We start from the raw sequence: 16695 nt of genomic DNA on the forward strand, positions 1-16695 counted from the left end.
CGGACACAGCACCGTGGGAAACCACGGTGCTGTGTCCGTTCCGCGGTGTGGGAGAACCTGGGGACGCGTCAGCGACCCGGTGACAGGATGAGTCGTGTCCGCAACGATCCGCGCCATCGGAACCGCCGTCCCGGAGACGACGCTCGAGCAGGCTGCCGTGCGAGACCTCTTCGCTGCGCAGCCCGAGCTCGGTCGTCTCGGCCGGCGGCTCGTCCCCGCAGCCTTCGACGCCTCGGCGGTCGAGCACCGGCACACCGTGCTGGCCGAACTCGACCGGAGCCGTGCAGCGGGCGCGTTCCGCGACACGGACGGCGCGCTGCACTCGCCCTCGACGGGCACCCGCAACGACCGCTACCGAGAACTCGCACCGGCGCTGTTCGTCGACGCCGCTCGTGACGCGCTCGACCGCGCAGACGTCGACGCGGCCGCGGTCACGCACGTCGTCACGGTGTCGTGCACCGGGTTCACGCAGCCCGGCCCGGACCTGGACATCGTGACCGAGCTCCGCCTGCGCCGTGACGTCTTCCGCCACCACATCGGCTTCATGGGGTGCTGCGCGGCGTTCCCGGCGCTCCGGATCGCGGCCGCGTTCGCCGAGGCCGACCCGGACGCCGTCGTGTTGGTCGTCTGCGCCGAGCTCTGCACCCTGCACGTCCGCGCCAGCGACGACCCGGACCAGATCGTCGCGAACAGCGTCTTCGGGGACGGTGCCGCCGCCGTCGTGGTCACCGCCGACGGCCCCGGCCTGCGCCTCGACGCGTTCGCCACCGCCGTCGTGCCCGAGAGCGCCGGCGAGATGGCCTGGAACATCGGCGACGAGGGCTTCGAGATGGTCCTGAGCACCACGGTCCCCAAGCTCGTCGGCAGCAGCGTCGCCGAGGCCGTCGCGTCACTCCTGGACGGACCGGCCGCCGACGTGCCGGTGTGGGCCGTGCACCCCGGAGGGCGTGCGATCCTCGACCGCACGCAGCAGGCGCTCGACCTGCCGGACACGGCGATCGCTGCGAGCCGGACGGTGCTGCGCGACCACGGGAACATGTCGAGCGCGACCGTGCTGTTCGTGCTCCGCGAGGCACTCGACGCCGGGATCCCGGACGGTGCTGCCGTCGTGGCGCTCGCCTTCGGCCCCGGTCTCACGGTCGAGAGTGCGCGACTGACCATGGTGCGCACGTGAGCCGTCCCGACGGCGGCTCCACGGGCCTCCCGGTCCTCGACCTGCGCACGCGCGCGGTCGACCTGACCGAACTCATGGACGACCCGGACTGCGACCCGCGCGCGCTCGCGCGGACCTTCCGGCGCTTCGCGCTCGTCAACGCCCTGGTGAGCGGCTGGCGTTCGGCGTGGCGGACCCACGTCGTGCCGGCCCTTCCGGTGAACGGCCGCGCCCGGGTCCTCGACCTCGGGTGCGGCGGCGGCGACCTGGCCCGGGCCGTCGTGCGGTGGGCGGCGAGCGACGGGTTCGACGTCGAGGTCGTCGGGGTCGACCCGGACCCGCGGGCGATCGACGCGGCGAACCGACGGGCACCGCGGGGTGTCACCTTCCGGCAGCAGTCGAGCGGTGACCTGGTGACGGCGGGCGAGCGGTTCGACGTCGTGGTGTCGAACCACGTCTTGCACCACCTGGGCGACGACGAGCGGAACGGGTTCCTGGCGGACTCGGAGGCGCTCGCGTCGGGTCGCAGTGTGCACTCAGACATCCGTCGGTCACGCGAGGCCTACCGGGCGTACGCGCTGGCGTCGCCGCTGGTGTCCGCGGGGACCTTCGTCCGGATCGACGGCCTGCGGTCGATCCGCCGGTCCTTCACGCTGGCGGAGCTGCGGGACTCGTTGCCGAGCGGGTGGCGAGCGGAACGGGCATCGCCGCACCGGGTGCTGGCCGTCCGCGACGCCTGACGGTCAGGACGGCTCGGCCGCCCGGCGCAGGAGCTCGGCGTGGAGTTCGGCAGCGCCGGCGGGTCCGAGATCGAGGATCTCCGACTCGGGCACACCGAGGTCGTGGAGTGCCCGCACCAGGTACAGCGGGAGGGCGTTCGCGGGCGCCTGGTGCACGGGGCTGCCCCGGTCCGGCAGCGTGCCGTCGTCGACGCAGCGCCAGAAGGCCGGTGCATCGACCTGCAGCTGGTGGCGCAGGACGTGCGCCCACATGCGCGCACCGTAGGTCGACCGGTCGACGGGCTTCGAGATCCGGGTGCGCAGGACGCGTGCGTCCCAGAGCACGAGCTCGTAGGTGCGATGGTGCCGGACGGGCTGACCGGTGGCGCCGCGCACCAGTGTCCAGCGCTCGGTCGTGCAGAACGTGTCGTGGTGCTCGCGGTTCGGAGCAGGGTGCCTCGGGCTACTCACCGCCGCGCTCCAACCAGTCGCGCAGTTCGGCGTCCGTGGACAGCTTGACCAGCTGGACGAGCGCCCACGCGTCGTGGTGGTTCGGGGCGTGCTGGAGACGGTCTTCCCAGTCGACCGCGTACTCCCGCAGCGACAGGGCGAGGTCGTCGAGTGCGTCGTCGACGTCCGTTCCCTGGGCGACGAACGGGCGCCCCTCCATGAGGGCGACGACCGCGCCGGCCTCGCGGAAGACACTGACCCGCGGGGAGACGGTCCGGAAGAAGTAGTCGCGAAGCCGGTCGACGGGCAGCATCGCGGAGACGGCGCCGTCGCGGGCGACCGTCACGGTGCGGCCGGTCGCGGTGGCGTCGAGCATGTCCTTGAAGTGCTCGCGGGCGCGCGAGTACGTGGGGTAGTCGGCTGCGATGGGCACGAGGGCCTCCGGTGAGTACGGCACGTACGGAGCGTACGTGGTGTGCTGATCCTAGGGGAGGGGGCTGACAGATCTGTGGAGAACGCGAGGGTGACGTGTTCGGCTAGCGTCGCCGGTATGGCCCGGACCCCACTGCACCGCGTCGCGGTCCTGGTGCTCGACGGCGCGAAACCGCTCGACGTCGGGATCCCCGCGCAGGTGTTCTCGAACCGGCCGAGCATGCCCTACGAGGTGCGGGTGTGCGGCCCCCGGGCCGGTCGGATCACCGGCGGCGACGGGTTGGCCTACGCGGTCGACCACGGGCTGGAGGCACTGGACTGGGCGGAGACCGTCTTCGTGCCCGGCTACCGTCGTCCGTCGGACTCGGCGCCGCCGGCCGACGTCGTCACGGCACTCGCGCGGGCCCACGAGCGCGGCGTCCGCATCGCGGCGATCTCCACCGGGGCGTTCGCGCTCGCGGCAGCCGGGCTGCTCGACGGCCGCCGGGCGACGACGCACTGGCACTACACGCGGGTGCTCCGTGAGCGGTACCCCGAGGTGGACGTCGACGAGGACGTGCTGTTCGTCGACGCGGGCTCGGTGCTGACGAGTGCCGGCGCCGCGAGCGGGATCGACCTGTGCCTGCACATCGTCCGACAGGACCACGGTGTGGCGCTGTCGAACCACGTCGCCCGACGGCTCGTCAGCGCCCCGTACCGCAGCGGCGGCCAGGCGCAGTACGTGCCGCGGAGCGTGCCCGAACCGCTCGGCGACGTGTTCGCCGACACCCGGGAGTGGGCGCTCCGGCACCTCGCCGAGCCGCTCACGCTCGAAGCGCTCGCGCGCAATGCCACGGTGTCGACCCGGACGTTCTCACGCCGGTTCGTGGAGGACACCGGGTACACGCCGATGCAGTGGGTGCTGCGGGCGCGCGTCGACCTCGCCCGGGAGCTCCTGGAGCAGTCCGACCTCGGCGTCGACCAGGTGGCCGAACGAGCGGGCCTCGGTTCCGACGCGAACCTGCGGACGCACTTCCGGCGGATCCTCGGGACCTCGCCCACCGAGTACCGCCGGACGTTCCAGGACTGACCGCGCCGACGCGGCGGTGGTGGCGACATCCTTTCGGACGCTGGCTTCCCTGCCACTGGAGCCGTGCCTCCCGGCCCGTGAGCATGGACCACGGAACGAAAGGAACTCCACATGACCCGCATCGCCATCAACGGCTTCGGCCGCATCGGCCGCAACACGCTCCGCGCCCTGCTCGCACGGGGCGGTGACGACCTCGAGGTCGTCGCCGTGAACGACCTGACCGCCCCCGACACACTCGCGCACCTGTTCCGCTACGACTCCGCCCTCGGGCCGTTCGACGGCACCGTCGAGGTCGACGGCGACGCGCTCGTCATCGACGGCCGCCGCGTCCGCGTGCTCGCATCGACGACGCCGGCGGACCTGCCCTGGGCCGAACTCGGCGTCGAGGTCGTCCTCGAGTCCACCGGACGCTTCACCGCACGCGACGCGGCAGCCGGGCACCTGACCGCCGGCGCCCGACGGGTCCTCATCAGTGCGCCGGCCACCGGAGCGGACGCCACCATCGCGTACGGCGTGAACTCGGACACGTTCGACCCGGCCGTGCACACGGTGATCTCGAACGCATCGTGCACGACCAACGCGCTCGCACCCCTGGCGTCGGTGCTCGACGACCTGGCGGGGATCGAACACGGGTTCATGACCACCGTGCACGCGTACACGCAGGAGCAGAACCTGCAGGACGGGCCGCACCGTGATCTGCGTCGGGCCCGCGCTGCCGGCGTGAACATCGTGCCGACGACGACCGGGGCTGCCAAGGCCATCGGGCTGGTGCTGCCCCGCCTGGAGGGCAAGCTGTCCGGTGACGCCATCCGCGTGCCGGTGCCCGTCGGGTCGATCGTCGAGCTGAACACCGTCGTGTCGCGGGACGTGACCGTGGACGAGGTGAACGAGGCATACCGCGCCGCGGCTGCCGGTCCGCTCGCCGGGGTCCTGGCGTTCACGGTGGACCCGCTCGTGTCGACGGACATCACCGGGCGGCCGGAGTCGAGCATCTTCGACTCGCTGCTCACCCGCGTCGACGAGGGCCGGCACGTGAAGGTCGTCGCCTGGTACGACAACGAGTGGGGCTTCTCGAACCGCGTGGTCGACACGCTCGGGATGCTGGCGCGGGCGTAGGCCGCGGGGCCGCCGCCGGAGCCGGCGGTCGGTCCGCGCGGTTCGTGCCGCGAGAGCGACAGTCTGCGGCGAATGTTCGGCGGCAGACTGTCGCTCTCGCGAGGGGGTCGTGCGCGCGGGCGGGCGCCGCCGCGCCCGCGCCCGCCGCGCCCGCCGCGCCCGCGCCCGCGCGCGCGCGTCAGCGGATCAGCGCGGTCGTGCTCGCGAAGGCACGGGAGCGCACGGCCTCGCGGTACCGCTCGAGCGCCGCGTCGTCGGCACCGACCGACTCCAGCGCCGCCAGCCCCGCGCCGAGCACCGGGGGATCGGTCACCCAGGTCGGCACCGCTCCGGGGACCCGGGCAGCGAGCCCGTCGACGACGCCGTCCACGAGCAACGGGTGCCGAGCAGCGAGCACGCCGCCGCCGAGCACGACGGGCACCGGGTCGGCCACCGAACCTCCGAGGCCCAACCGCTCGAGCGCGACCGCGGCGAGCAGGACGATCTCCTCCGCCTGCCGCTCCACGACGCCCCGGGCCACCGCGTCGCCGGCTCCGGCCACGTCGAACAGCACCGGGCAGAGCCGGTTGAACACGCGCTGGTCCAAGCGGCCGAAGTGGATGGCCTCGGTGACCTCGCGGACGCTGCGCAGGCCCACCGCCGCCGGCACCGCGTCGACCAGCGTCGTCGCCGGGCCGCGACCGTCGTCGGCCCGTGCCGCGTGCCAGAGCGCCCGGTTGCCGAGCCACGCGCCGCCACCCCAGTCGCCGGAGACGTCCCCGATGGCCGGGAACCGTGCGGTCGTGCCGTCCGCCCGCACCGCGAGGGCGTTGATCCCGGTGCCGCACACCACGGCCGCTGCGTCGGGGGACAGGGTGCCGGCCCGCAGCAGCGCGAACAGGTCGTTGTCCAGGACGTGCGGTTCGCCGCCGTCTTCGGCCCAGTGCGCGAGGGCCGCGGTCGCCGCGACGAGCTCGTCGTGCAGGTCGAGTCCGGCCAGGTACACGTGCGTCGTCCGGATGCGCCGGTCGCCCAGCTCGCTGACGACCTGCGCGCGGACGTCGTCGAGGATCGGGCCGGCGAGGTCCCAGCCCCGCGTCTGCGGGTTCGACCCCGGACCGCGCGCGTGCCCGACGATGGTCCCGTCGAGTGCGATCGCGACGACGTCGGTCTTGCTCCCGCCGCCGTCGACGGCGAGCACGACGTCGGTCGCGTCCGGTGGGACCGGCGCGGGCGGACGGGAGGCTCGGGCCGGGCCCGCCTCGCCGGTCCGGCTCAGCCCGCCCACGTCACCTGCTCCGATCGCGCCCACGGGATGTGTTCCGCGTTCGCGGCCAGGAGCAGGTCGGTGAGCTGCTCCGCCTTGTCCACCTGCCCGACGAGCGGGTGCGCCCACATCGCACGGAGCACCCGGTCGCGGCCGCCGTGCACCGCGGCGTCGAGCGCGAGCCGCTCGTACCCGGCGACGTGCGACACGAGTCCGACCATGTCCGGGTCGAGCGGGGAGACCGGCAACGGCGTGATCGCCTGGCGGGTGACGCGTGACGGCACCTCGATGACGTGGTCGTCCGGCAGGAACGGGAACGTGCCGTCGTTCCGCACGTTCAGGACCTGCACGTCGCCCCGGTCGCCCAGGATCGAGGACAGCACGTCGATCGCCGCCTCGGAGTAGTAGGCGCCGCCGCGCTGCTCGAGTTCGGCGGGCTTCGTCACGACGGACTCGTCGGCGTACTTCGCGAGCAGGGCCCGCTCGGTCTCCATGACGGCCTCGGCACGGGTGGGCTCGTGCAGCTGCTCCTGCAGCACGATGTCGTGCGAGTAGAAGTACCGCAGGTAGTACGAGGGGATCGCGTGCTGCAGGCGGAGGAGGTCCGGGTGCATGTGCACGCTCTCCGCCGTCCGGCCGAGGGCACCGTCCGACTCGGCGAGCAGGTCCGCCATGACGTCGCGCTCGACGCCGTCCGCGCCCGTGACGTGCACGCCGCGCTCCCACGTCAGGTGGTTCAGGCCGACGTGGTCGAGCCGGACGTGGTCGGGGGCGACGCCGAACTCCTTCGCGAAGCGTCGCTGGAACCCGATCGCGACGTTGCACAGGCCGACGGCGCGGTGTCCGGCTTCGAGCAGGGCGCGGGTGACGATGCCGACGGGGTTGGTGAAGTCGACGATCCAGGCGTCCGGCTTGGCGTGCTTCCGGACGAGTTCGGCGTACTCCAGGACCACGGGCACGGTGCGGAGCGCCTTCGCGAACCCGCCCGGGCCGGTGGTCTCCTGCCCGATGCAGCACGCTTCGTGCGGCCACGTCTCGTCCTGCTGCCGGGCGGCCTGCCCGCCGATGCGGAGCTGGAACATGACGGCATCGGCGTCGGTGACCCCGGCGACGACGTCGTCGGTGACGTGGATCGTGCCGGGGTGGCCGGCGTGCGCGAACATCCGCTTGGCGACGCCGCCGACGAGTTCGCGGCGCACCGGGTCGGGGTCGACGAGCCAGAGCTCGTCGATGGGGAGCTGGTCGCGGAGCCGGGCGAAGCCGTCCACGAGTTCGGGGGTGTAGGTGGATCCGCCACCGACGACTGTGAGTTTCACTGGAGCTGCTATCCCTTCACGCCGGTGAGCGCGATGCCCTCGACGAATGCCTTCTGTGCGAAGAAGAAGATGATGACGACGGGGACCATGACGACGACGGTCATCGCCATCGTCATCGACCAGTCGGTGCCGTGCTGCCCGCGGAACGTGGCGAGCCCGTACGCCACCGGCCAGGCGGCCTGGTTCTCGGACGCGTACAGGAGCGGGCCGTAGTAGTCGTTCCACGAGTGGAAGAACATGAAGATCGCCGCCGACGCGATGCCCGGGCGGGCCATCGGGACGACCACGCGCCAGAGCACGCCCCACTCGCTGCAGCCGTCCATGCGGGCGGCGTCGCCGTACTCCTTCGGGATGGTCATGAAGAACTGGCGGAGCAGGAAGATGCTGAAGGCGTCGCCGAGCAGGTTCGGCAGGATGAGCGGCCACAGGGTGCCGGTCAGGTGCAGGTGCGACCACATCACGTAGACCGGCACCGCGGTGACCTGCGGCGGCAGGAGCATCGCGACGATGATCACCGTGAAGATCAGGTTCGCGCCCCTGAACTTGATCTGGGCGAGCGCGTAGGCCGCCGGCACCGAGCTGATGAGCATGAACGCGGTGGCGAGGACGGCGTACATCGACGAGTTGCCGAACCACTGCGTGAGCGGCAGCTCGGTGAACACCCGCGCGTAGTTCGAGAAGTCGAACGGCCGGGGCACGATCGACGCCGTGAGGGCCTGGTTGCTCGACATCAGCGAGGTCAGGATGACGAACACGATCGGGGCGACGGTCAGGACGCCGAGGGCCACCAGAGCGGCGTGCTCGGCGATCCACACCAGGGAGCGACCACGCGGCCTGCCGGTGCGGGGCGCTGGACCCCGTGGCGCCCGGGCGAGCGGGGACTGGGAGACGGCGGTCATCAGGACTCCTCCGGCCGGAACACACTGATCCGGCGCATCGTGAAGACGAGCACCACCGCGGTGATCACGAACAGGACCACGGCCATGGCGGACGCGTAGCCGAACTGGAAGTTCGCGAACCCGTGCTGGTAGAGCAGCTCGGTGTACGTGAGCAGCGAGGTGCCCGGGTAGCCGAGCTGGGCGGCGGTCCCGCCACCGATCGTCGCCTTGCCGCTCGCGACGCCCGAGGCGACGGCCGCCTCGGTGAAGTACTGCAGCGCGGCGATCACCCCCGTCACGGCGGCGAACCCGATCACCGGGGCGATTGTCGGCAGGGTGATGTGCCGGACCTGCTGGACGCCGTTCGCACCGTCGAGCGACGCGGCCTCGTACAGGTCGCGCGGCACGTCGAGCAGCGACGCCAGGAAGATGATCATGATGTCGCCCATCACCCAGACGCCCAGGATCACGAGCGACGGCTTCGACCACGCCGGGTCGTTGAACCACAGCGGGCCGTCGATGCCGAAGACCCGGAGGATCTGGTTCACCGGCCCGGTGCCCGGGTTGAAGAGGAAGACGAACGCCACGACGCTCGCGACCGGCGGGACCAGGGCGGGCAGGTAGAACAGCGTCCGCCAGAACCCGGTGGCCGTCTTGGCCCGGCTGAGCAGCCCGGCGACCAGGAGTCCGCACACGATCCGGACCGGTACCAGGATGACGACGAACCACAACGTGTTCACGACCGCGGGCCCGATCTGCGGGTCCTGGGTGAACAGGAACTTGTAGTTCAGGAGCCCGACGAACTCGGGCTCCTGCAGCTGGTTGTAGCGCGTGAACGAGTAGAAGATCGACGCGACGAGCGGGTAGGCGAAGAAGATCACCAGGCCCGCAAGGGCCGGCGCGAGCATCGTCAGGGCGACGAGGCGGCGCCGGGACTCTGCGGAACGGGGCCGACGTCGCGGAGCCGTCGGGGGCACCGGACCGGACCCCGTCGGGCCCGTGGGCCGGGCGGCGCGGGCGAGCCGCGCCTCCCGGCCGGTCGTCTTGGTGGTGAGGCTCATCACGGACCAGCCAGCTGGTTCGCGTTGTCGATGTCGGAGTCCAGCTTCTTCAGCTTCGCGTCGAGGTCGCCGCCGTTCTGCTGGTAGGCCTGCCAGAACTTCGTGAAGGTGCCGATGTAGGCGGCACCGTCCGCGGTGCCCGGCGAGGTCATCGTGTCCTTGTTGCCCGCGACGTCGACGAAGGTCTTGTAGTTCTCGTCGACCTCGAGGTCGGGGGACTCCAGCGCCGAGGTGAGCGTCGGGATGTTCTTCAGACCGTTGCCCATCGTGACCTGCGCGTCGGTGTTGGTGGACAGGTACTTCAGGAGCGCCCACGACAGCTCGGGGTTCTTGGACCCCTTCGCGATGCCCGCGACGTTGCCCGCGATGTACGTCGAGCCGTAGTTGCCGAGGCCGTCCATCACCGGGGTCGGGGACGTGCCGTAGTCGAGGTCCGGCTTCTGGTCCTTGAGGAACGCCGTGCGGTACTCGCCGTCGATCTGCATCGCGACCTGACCGGTCTGGAACGCGTTGTCGGCCGCGAACTCCTGCCCGAGGCCGGAGGTGAAGGCCTTGAGCTTGTCGTAGCCGATCTCGTCGACGAAGCCCTTCTGCCAGGTGATCAGCTTCTTCCACGCGTCGGACGTACCGATCACGCTGTTGCCGTCCTTGTCGAGCCACGAGCCGTCGACCATCGGCGCCCAGTGCTCGGGCGAGTTCTCGTAGAAGTCGATGAGCGGGTTGAAGCCGAGCTGCTTGATGGAGCCGTCGGCGTTGTACGTCGTCAGCTTCAGCGCGTCGGTCTTCAGCTCGTCCAGGGTCTTCGGTGGAGTCGTGATGCCCGCCTTCTCGAGGAGCGGCTTGTTGTACATGAGCGCGCTGACGTCGGCGAGGGCCGGCAGGGTGCAGCGCGTGCCCTTGTACTGCGTGTACGACTGCACCGCCTTCGGGATGTCGGACAGGTCGACCTTGTCGCGCTTGATGTACGGCGACAGGTCGCGGAAGGCACCCGAGGAGCAGAAGCTGCCGACGATCGCGGTCGAGTACGACAGACCCACGTCGATGTTCTGGCCGGACGAGATCGCCTTCTGCAGCTTCTCGTCGTCCTGACCGGCGTGGATGTCGACGGTGACGTCGGGGTTGGCCTTCTCGAAGCCCTCGACGGCGGTCTTCACGACGCCGGCTTCACGGCCGGTGAAGAAGTGCCACAGGGACACGGTGCCCTTGAGTTCCTTCGGGGCGCTCTTCTCGATCGAGTCGGCGCTGCTGCCGGAGCTGCAGCCGGCGACGACGAGTGCGCCGGCCGCGGCGACGGCCGTGGCGGTGGCGATGCGGCGGAACACCCGGCGGCGCGGGACGTTCGGTTCGGGGAGGGACAAGGCGGTACTCGCTCTCTGGTCTCGCTCCGTCGCCGTCCGTTTCCGGGCGCCGCCCGTTTCCGGGCGCCGCCCGTTTCCGGGCGCGACGAAGAGCCCTGTGACAGGGCTGGGTGATGGTGCCTCGAGTGGTGCGGGTGGAACGTTCAGGGGCGCTCGACGGGGTCCGGCGTCGGGACATCGTCACTGATGCGCTCGAGCCGGTCCGCGAGCGCGGTGCGGACGACGTCGATGAGGACGTGCCGCGCACCGTGCAGGACGGGGGTGTCGGGGACGCCGGGCGCGACCACGGCGGTGGACCAGCGCGAGCGGGTCCGGAGCCAGGCGGTCACGGCGGCGGCCAGGGCGGGGCCACCGGCGATCCCGGTCGGGCCGTGCAGGACGACCGTCTCGGGATCGGCCACGGCGAGGGCGGGGAGCACGTTGTGCCCGACGCGCTCGCCGAGGGCGACGGTGAAGGGGTGCTGCTCGGGCAGGCCGGGCAGTTGCGGGAGCACCTGGCGCCAGTCGGCTGCGGTGCCGTCCGGTGCCGTGATCCCGTGCTCGGCGGCCAGGGCGATGATCGCGGACTCGGAGATGAGGTCCGCGACGATCGTGGCCGTCGGGTCGATGGAGCGTGCGTCGGCGGGCACGCTGAGGTAGCCGATCTCCCCCGCGGCACCGGAGGCGCCGGTGTGCAGGTGACCGTGCAGGTCGAGGGCCATGCCGAGGCCCTCGGCCATCCAGAAGAGCGCGAAGGACCCGGGAGCCCGACCGGCGCCCATGTTGCGTTCGGCGATGGCGGCGAGGTTGGCGTCGTTCTCGACGACGACGTGGACGCCGAGCTCGGCGGAGAGGGTCGCGCTGACCTGCTCACGAGGCCAGCCGGGCAGTCCGTCGGTGAAGATGAGGGTGTCGGTGGCGTGGTCGACACTCGCCTGCACACCCACGGCGACGGCGGTGACGAGCTCGGGGTCGACACCGGCCGCGGCGGCTGCGCGGGAGATCGCGGCGGCGACGATGTCGGCGCCGGGGGAGCGCACCTCGGCCTCGGACATCCGGTGCGTGGCGACCGGGAACGTGCGGCCGGCGGCGTCCACCACGGTCGACCGGACGTCGACGAGCTGGACGTCCACCGCGACACCGAGGTCGCGGTCGGTGATCGCTTCGTACACGACGGCGCTCGGCCCGCGACGCCCGGCCTGGGTGTCCGTGCCGGCCTGGCGGATGAGCGCAGCCGACTCGAGCCGGCGGATGATCTCGGCCGCGGTGGGCTTGCTGAGCCCGGTGCGCTGCGCGATCTCGTTGCGCGTGAGCGGGCCGTCGTCGAGCAGCAGCTCGAGGGCCGCCCGGTCGTTCAGGACGCGCAGCAGACCGGGCTGGCCGGGGGTGCGTCCTCGTGTGGTCATGTCGAGGACTGTAACGGACAACCTTCTTTACTGAAAGGTTTGTTTACCGATTCGAAACACGCGTTCTGCTGCGCGAAACGTGCCGCCCCGACGGAGGCCCGCCGAGCGCCGGCCGGGTGCCCGCGAGCGACCGGCGCCTACGGCCGCAGCAGCACCTTGATCGCCCGGCGCTCGTCCATCGCCCGGTACGCCTCGGCGGCCTCGTCGAGCGGCAGCTCGAGGTCGAAGACGCGCCCGGGGTCGATCGCTCCGGACAGCACGTCGGGCAGCAGCTCCGGGATGTACTTCCGTGCCGGCGCCATCCCGCCCGCGACGGCGATGTTCGTGTCGAAGAGGTAGCGCGTCCCGATGGTCGGCACGCCGTGCGGGACCCCGACGAAGCCGAGGTTGCCGCCCGCGCGCACCGAGTGCAGCGCCTGGTCCATGCTCTCCTCGGTGCCCACGGCCTCCACCGCGCAGTCGGCCAGGTCGCCGCCGAGCAGCTCGCGGATCGCCGCGACGCCCTCCTCGCCGCGCTCGGACACGATGTCCGTCGCGCCGAACTCGCGTGCCAGTGCCTGGCGATCGGCGTGCCGGCTCATGGCGATGATGCGCTCGGCGCCGAGTCGCTTCGACGCGAGCACCGCGGACAGGCCGACCGCGCCGTCGCCGACCACGACGACGGTCTTGCCCGGACCGACCGCCGCCGACACCGCGGCGTGGTGCCCGGTGGAGAAGACGTCGGACAGGGTGAGCAGCGACGGCACGAGCGCCGGGTCGACGGGGCCGGGCACCGCGACCAGCGTCGCGGACGCATCCGGGATGCGGACGTACTCGGCCTGCGCGCCTCCGACCGGGTCGCCGTACGCGTCCTTCCCGCCGAATCCGGACAGGTGGTCGCAGCCGCTGGTCATCCCGTGGCGGCAGGCCTGGCAGGTGCCGTCGTTCATGGTGAAGGGGGAGATCACGAAGTCGCCCTCGTGCAGGTCGGTGACCGCGTCGCCGACGGCGACGACCTCGCCGACGAGTTCGTGCCCGATCGGCCGGGGCTCCTTCGTCTTCGTGACGCCGCGGTAGGGCCACAGGTCCGAGCCGCACACGCACGCGGCGACGACCTTGACGACGACGTCCGTCGGGGTGAGCACCGAGGGGCGGTCGCGCTCCTCGACGCGGATGTCGTTCGGGGCGTGGATGATGGCTGCGCGCACGGGAGGCCTTCCGTCGAGATGGTGGGTGTCGGCGCGGTCGACGTCGTCCGGGCCGACGTCGACAGTACCCTCGTGCGGGTGGACGACGACCGGTACGGCGGGGACGTGCTCTCGGGAGACTGGCGCTCCCGCGGGGTGAAGAAGGTGCGGCAGGTGCCGCTCGAACGCGACATGGTGCTCGAGGACCCGGACTCCGGGTGGGCCGGTGCCGTCGTCGGACTCGAGGCGGGCAACATCGCGCTCGAGGACTGGAAGGGCCGCACCCGTTCCTTCCCCTTCACCGGGCAGTTCCTGCTCGAGGGCGAGCTCGTCACGCTGGGCCGCCCGCAGGCGCCGGTCGGCCGGTCTGCCGCAGCTGCTGCCGGGTCGCCGGGTTCGCTGGGTTCCGTTCACTCGGACTGGAGGCCCGGGGCCGCGCCCGCCGTGCGGCAGGCGTCCGACGGTGGTCGCCTCCGCACCGCGTCCGGATCGTTCGCGGTGGAGTCGCAGCGTGCCCGGGTGGCCCTGCCCTCCCGCATCATGGTCGAGGGCAAGCACGACGCCGAACTGGTCGAGAAGGTCTGGGGAACCGACCTGCGCGTCGAGGGCGTCGTCGTCGAGGAGCTCTCCGGCGTCGACAACCTGGCTGACGTCCTCGACGAGTTCCAGCCGACCCGTGACCGTCGCGTCGGCGTGCTCGTCGACCACCTGGTGCCCGGGTCGAAGGAATCCCGGTTCGCCGAGGCCGTCATGCGCGGCAAGTGGGGCGCGCACGTGCTCGTCGTCGGGCACCCGTTCGTCGACGTCTGGCAGTCCGTGAAGCCCGCCCGCGTCGGACTGCAGGCCTGGCCGACGATCCCGCGGTCGATCGAGTGGAAGAAGGGGATCTGCCAGGCGCTCGGGTGGCCGAACGCCGAGCAGGCCGACATCGCGCGGGCGTGGCAGCGGATCCTCGGACAGGTGCGCACCTTCGCCGACCTCGAGCCGCAGCTGCTCGGCCGTGTCGAGGAGCTCATCGACTTCGTGACGGAACCGAAGGCCTGAGAACCCGGCCGTTCTGGGCAGGCGCGCGGAATGAGCGGGTGATCCGCGCCTCCGCTCCGTATCGTTGGGGCATGGACGGCATCGACGGACGCGTGCGCAGCGCCGTCGACGTCTGGCTGCGCTGGCTGCCGCGCTGGCAGATCGGCACCGCCCGCCCGCGCACCCGCATCTGCCGGAAGTGCACCGGATCCCCGATCGCGAGTGCCGCCGGCTTCGGGCAGGACGTCCCGCACGCCGTCCAGCACGCGCTGATCGGCCGGATCTCGACCATCGTCGAGGACGCCGTCGACGACTACACCGCCAAGAACCTGCCGCTGCTGCAGCGGGAGCTCGAGCGGGCCGCGGCGCGGAAGCGGCACGCCGGGTACCAGCCGGCCGAGGGGCTGTCGCCCGAGTTCCAGGGCCTCGACGTCGATCCCGAGCCCTCGCCGGGTTCGCCGTTCCTCTTCACGCTCGGGGAGCTGGCGGGGACAGGCGCGGGGGAGCAGGCACCGCGCGAGCCGCTGTCGGACGAGGCGAAGGCGGCGCTCCGGCACGAGATCGAGCTGTCCGACGAGTGCGCTCGCTCGACCGGGACGGCGGTGTGCCTGGCGCTCATCGACCACCGGCCGCGCATCGCCGAGGCGGTCGAGCGCCTGGTCGAACCGCAGATCGAGGCGCTCGTGTCCGACATGTTCCGCGGGTTCGACGGTCCGGACGAGGGGCCGCGCAGCGGGCTGTTCTGACGGCGACGCGCGCGGGCGCGGGCTTCGCCCGGTGCGAGGTTGACCACGCCGTGCGCGCTTGTTGCGCTGCACCGAGTGGTCAACCTCGCACCGTGCGCGGTCCGTCGGTCAGCGGGGGAGCAGCGTGCGACCGGGCACGACGGTGCCCCGGAGTGAGCGGTGCTCGACGGCACGCGTCGGGTCGTCGATCCGGCCGATCACGAGGTCGATCGCCTCGCGGCCGATGCGTTCGATCGGCTGCTCGAGCGTCGTGAACCCGATCCAGTCGCTCGCGAGGGGGTACACGCCGTCGAACCCGGTGACCGACAGGTCGTGCGGGACCCGGACACCGCGGCGGGCGAGCGCCTCGCACACGTCGAGCATGAGCCGGTCCGTCGGACACATCACCGCGGTCACGTCCGACTCGTGCATCGCGTCGACCAGGTCGGCGGCGAGGTCGTCGGGCGGTCGCACGAAGCTGGCGTCGATGTCGATGACCCGGACACCACGCGCTCGGAGCCGTTCGACCATCGCCGTCGAGCGGGCGTGCTGCGTGATCGCGTTGTCGAGTGGGACGGTGAGAACGGCGACCGTGCCGTGGCCGGCGTCGGCGACGGCGTCGGCGATGGTCGCGCCACCGTCCACCTCGTCGCAGTACACGCTGGACAGTGCCGGGTGGAGTTCGGGCCGACCGGCGACCACGGTGGCGATCCGCGGGGCGAACTCGGCGATGTCGGCCGACGGCATCAAGCCGCTGCAGACCACGAGGCCGTCCACCCGCATCGACACGAGTGCGGCGAGTGCGGACTTCTCGTCCTCGACACGGCCGACACCCGTGGTGGTGACGACGCGGTAGCCGAGCTCCGATGCGCGGCGCTCCATCACGGCGTGCAGTGCGGTGTAGACCATCGACGACGCATCGCGGACGAGCATCCCGATGGTGTGCGTCCGACCGCTGACGAGCCCGCGTGCCATGGCGTTGGCGACGTACCCGAGCTCGGCTGCGGCGCGCTCGACCCGCTCACGGGTCTCGTCGGAGAACCGTCCGGTGCCGGAGAGGACCCGACTCACGGCCGACTTCGAGACGCCTGCTCGTGCGGCGACGTCGAGGATGGTCGGCTGGGACCCGCGGCTGCCGTTCACGCGGCTGCCGTTCACGCCTCGGTCGCGGCGGCGTCCTGCCGGGACCGCGACGCGGTGAAGCGCAGCACCCCGCGGGCGATCGCGCGCCAACCGAGCAGGAACACCCCGAGCACGATCGTGGCGACGATGACGAAGGAGATCGGCAGCGGGTTGCCGTCGACGTCGCCCTGACCCGTGGCGACGCGGATCGCCATGCCGACGAACACCGTGAGGATCCAGACGACGACGCCGGTCGGCCAGAAGCGCAGCGGGCGGGCCCAGGCTCCACTCGTCACGTACCCGATCGCCCAGCCCGCCAGGAACGGGTAGACGGTGGTCCAGATCCCCAGTGCGGTGTTGCCCTCGCCGTGGGAAGAACGGCCGATGAGCGCGAAGACGACGATGAGGACGACGTCGATGACGGCTGCGAGCCAACCCCAGGTGCGTGTGTTCACCCGGACAGTCTCGCAGCCCGG

Annotated in this window: 17 protein-coding genes; 6 read left to right on the plus strand and 11 right to left on the minus strand. The window is 71.9% G+C overall.

Annotated elements, in window-relative coordinates:
* Positions 1-94: 94 nt before the first annotated feature.
* A complete protein-coding gene (locus tag ACIPV1_RS10750) occupies positions 95-1174 on the plus strand; it encodes a type III polyketide synthase (RefSeq protein WP_402726341.1) in 1080 nt (359 codons plus the stop codon).
* Positions 1171-1893 carry a methyltransferase domain-containing protein gene (locus tag ACIPV1_RS10755; RefSeq protein WP_123938928.1) on the plus strand — a complete coding sequence of 241 codons (723 nt, stop codon included), beginning with the start codon at positions 1171-1173 and terminating at the stop codon, positions 1891-1893. Before ACIPV1_RS10750 ends, ACIPV1_RS10755 begins: the two co-directional genes overlap by 4 nt.
* 3 nt (positions 1894-1896) lie before the next feature.
* Here the strand turns inward: ACIPV1_RS10755 and ACIPV1_RS10760 are convergent, their stop codons facing one another.
* Positions 1897-2343: a cytotoxic translational repressor of toxin-antitoxin stability system gene (locus ACIPV1_RS10760; RefSeq protein ID WP_185094268.1), complete on the minus strand. Its 447-nt coding sequence runs from the start codon at positions 2341-2343 to the stop codon at positions 1897-1899.
* Positions 2336-2779, minus strand: coding sequence for a prevent-host-death protein (locus ACIPV1_RS10765; RefSeq protein WP_123294062.1), 444 nt, complete (start codon positions 2777-2779; stop codon positions 2336-2338). Before ACIPV1_RS10765 ends, ACIPV1_RS10760 begins: the two co-directional genes overlap by 8 nt.
* A gap of 93 nt (positions 2780-2872) precedes the next feature.
* Between ACIPV1_RS10765 and ACIPV1_RS10770 the strand changes: the two genes are divergently transcribed.
* Positions 2873-3823, plus strand: a complete 951-nt coding sequence (locus tag ACIPV1_RS10770; RefSeq protein WP_123938927.1) for a GlxA family transcriptional regulator — start codon at positions 2873-2875, stop codon at positions 3821-3823.
* A 111-nt stretch (positions 3824-3934) separates the two neighbouring features.
* Complete coding sequence (gap, locus tag ACIPV1_RS10775; RefSeq protein ID WP_402726342.1) at positions 3935-4939, plus strand: type I glyceraldehyde-3-phosphate dehydrogenase; 1005 nt, start codon at positions 3935-3937, stop codon at positions 4937-4939.
* Between the two features lie 178 nt (positions 4940-5117).
* On the opposite strand, the gene ACIPV1_RS10780 is transcribed toward gap, so the two are convergent.
* From ACIPV1_RS10780 to ACIPV1_RS10810, 7 genes are all read right to left on the minus strand, one after another.
* On the minus strand, positions 5118-6206 hold the full coding sequence (locus ACIPV1_RS10780; protein WP_260155048.1) for an N-acetylglucosamine kinase: 1089 nt from the start codon (positions 6204-6206) through the stop codon (positions 5118-5120).
* Positions 6194-7501 carry a 6-phospho-beta-glucosidase gene (locus tag ACIPV1_RS10785; protein WP_123340745.1) on the minus strand — a complete coding sequence of 436 codons (1308 nt, stop codon included), beginning with the start codon at positions 7499-7501 and terminating at the stop codon, positions 6194-6196. Before ACIPV1_RS10785 ends, ACIPV1_RS10780 begins: the two co-directional genes overlap by 13 nt.
* 8 nt (positions 7502-7509) lie before the next feature.
* On the minus strand, positions 7510-8400 hold the full coding sequence (locus ACIPV1_RS10790) for a carbohydrate ABC transporter permease (RefSeq protein WP_402726343.1): 891 nt from the start codon (positions 8398-8400) through the stop codon (positions 7510-7512).
* A complete protein-coding gene (locus ACIPV1_RS10795; protein ID WP_200849231.1) occupies positions 8400-9440 on the minus strand; it encodes a carbohydrate ABC transporter permease in 1041 nt (346 codons plus the stop codon). The genes ACIPV1_RS10790 and ACIPV1_RS10795 overlap by 1 nt, the downstream gene beginning before the upstream one ends.
* A complete protein-coding gene (locus tag ACIPV1_RS10800; protein WP_243834027.1) occupies positions 9440-10798 on the minus strand; it encodes an extracellular solute-binding protein in 1359 nt (452 codons plus the stop codon). The genes ACIPV1_RS10795 and ACIPV1_RS10800 overlap by 1 nt, the downstream gene beginning before the upstream one ends.
* A gap of 143 nt (positions 10799-10941) precedes the next feature.
* Positions 10942-12183 (minus strand): ROK family transcriptional regulator, encoded by a 1242-nt coding sequence (locus ACIPV1_RS10805; RefSeq protein WP_402726344.1) that lies wholly within the window; start codon positions 12181-12183, stop codon positions 10942-10944.
* Between the two features lie 137 nt (positions 12184-12320).
* Positions 12321-13370: an alcohol dehydrogenase catalytic domain-containing protein gene (locus tag ACIPV1_RS10810; protein ID WP_132099612.1), complete on the minus strand. Its 1050-nt coding sequence runs from the start codon at positions 13368-13370 to the stop codon at positions 12321-12323.
* Positions 13371-13448: 78 nt separating this feature from the next.
* Between ACIPV1_RS10810 and ACIPV1_RS10815 the strand changes: the two genes are divergently transcribed.
* Both ACIPV1_RS10815 and ACIPV1_RS10820 read left to right on the plus strand, forming a co-directional pair.
* Positions 13449-14393 (plus strand): DUF3097 domain-containing protein, encoded by a 945-nt coding sequence (locus ACIPV1_RS10815; protein ID WP_402726345.1) that lies wholly within the window; start codon positions 13449-13451, stop codon positions 14391-14393.
* A 71-nt stretch (positions 14394-14464) separates the two neighbouring features.
* A complete protein-coding gene (locus tag ACIPV1_RS10820; protein WP_131845375.1) occupies positions 14465-15118 on the plus strand; it encodes a spermidine/putrescine ABC transporter substrate-binding protein in 654 nt (217 codons plus the stop codon).
* Between the two features lie 108 nt (positions 15119-15226).
* On the opposite strand, the gene ACIPV1_RS10825 is transcribed toward ACIPV1_RS10820, so the two are convergent.
* Positions 15227-16240 carry a LacI family DNA-binding transcriptional regulator gene (locus ACIPV1_RS10825; RefSeq protein ID WP_194673589.1) on the minus strand — a complete coding sequence of 338 codons (1014 nt, stop codon included), beginning with the start codon at positions 16238-16240 and terminating at the stop codon, positions 15227-15229.
* An 11-nt stretch (positions 16241-16251) separates the two neighbouring features.
* A complete protein-coding gene (locus ACIPV1_RS10830) occupies positions 16252-16674 on the minus strand; it encodes a DUF3054 domain-containing protein (RefSeq protein WP_235035981.1) in 423 nt (140 codons plus the stop codon).
* Between the last annotated feature and the right edge of the window lie 21 nt (positions 16675-16695).

It is taken from the genome of Curtobacterium sp. NPDC089991 (genome assembly GCF_044748425.1).
In the GTDB taxonomy this organism is placed as follows: Bacteria; Actinomycetota; Actinomycetes; order Actinomycetales; family Microbacteriaceae; genus Curtobacterium.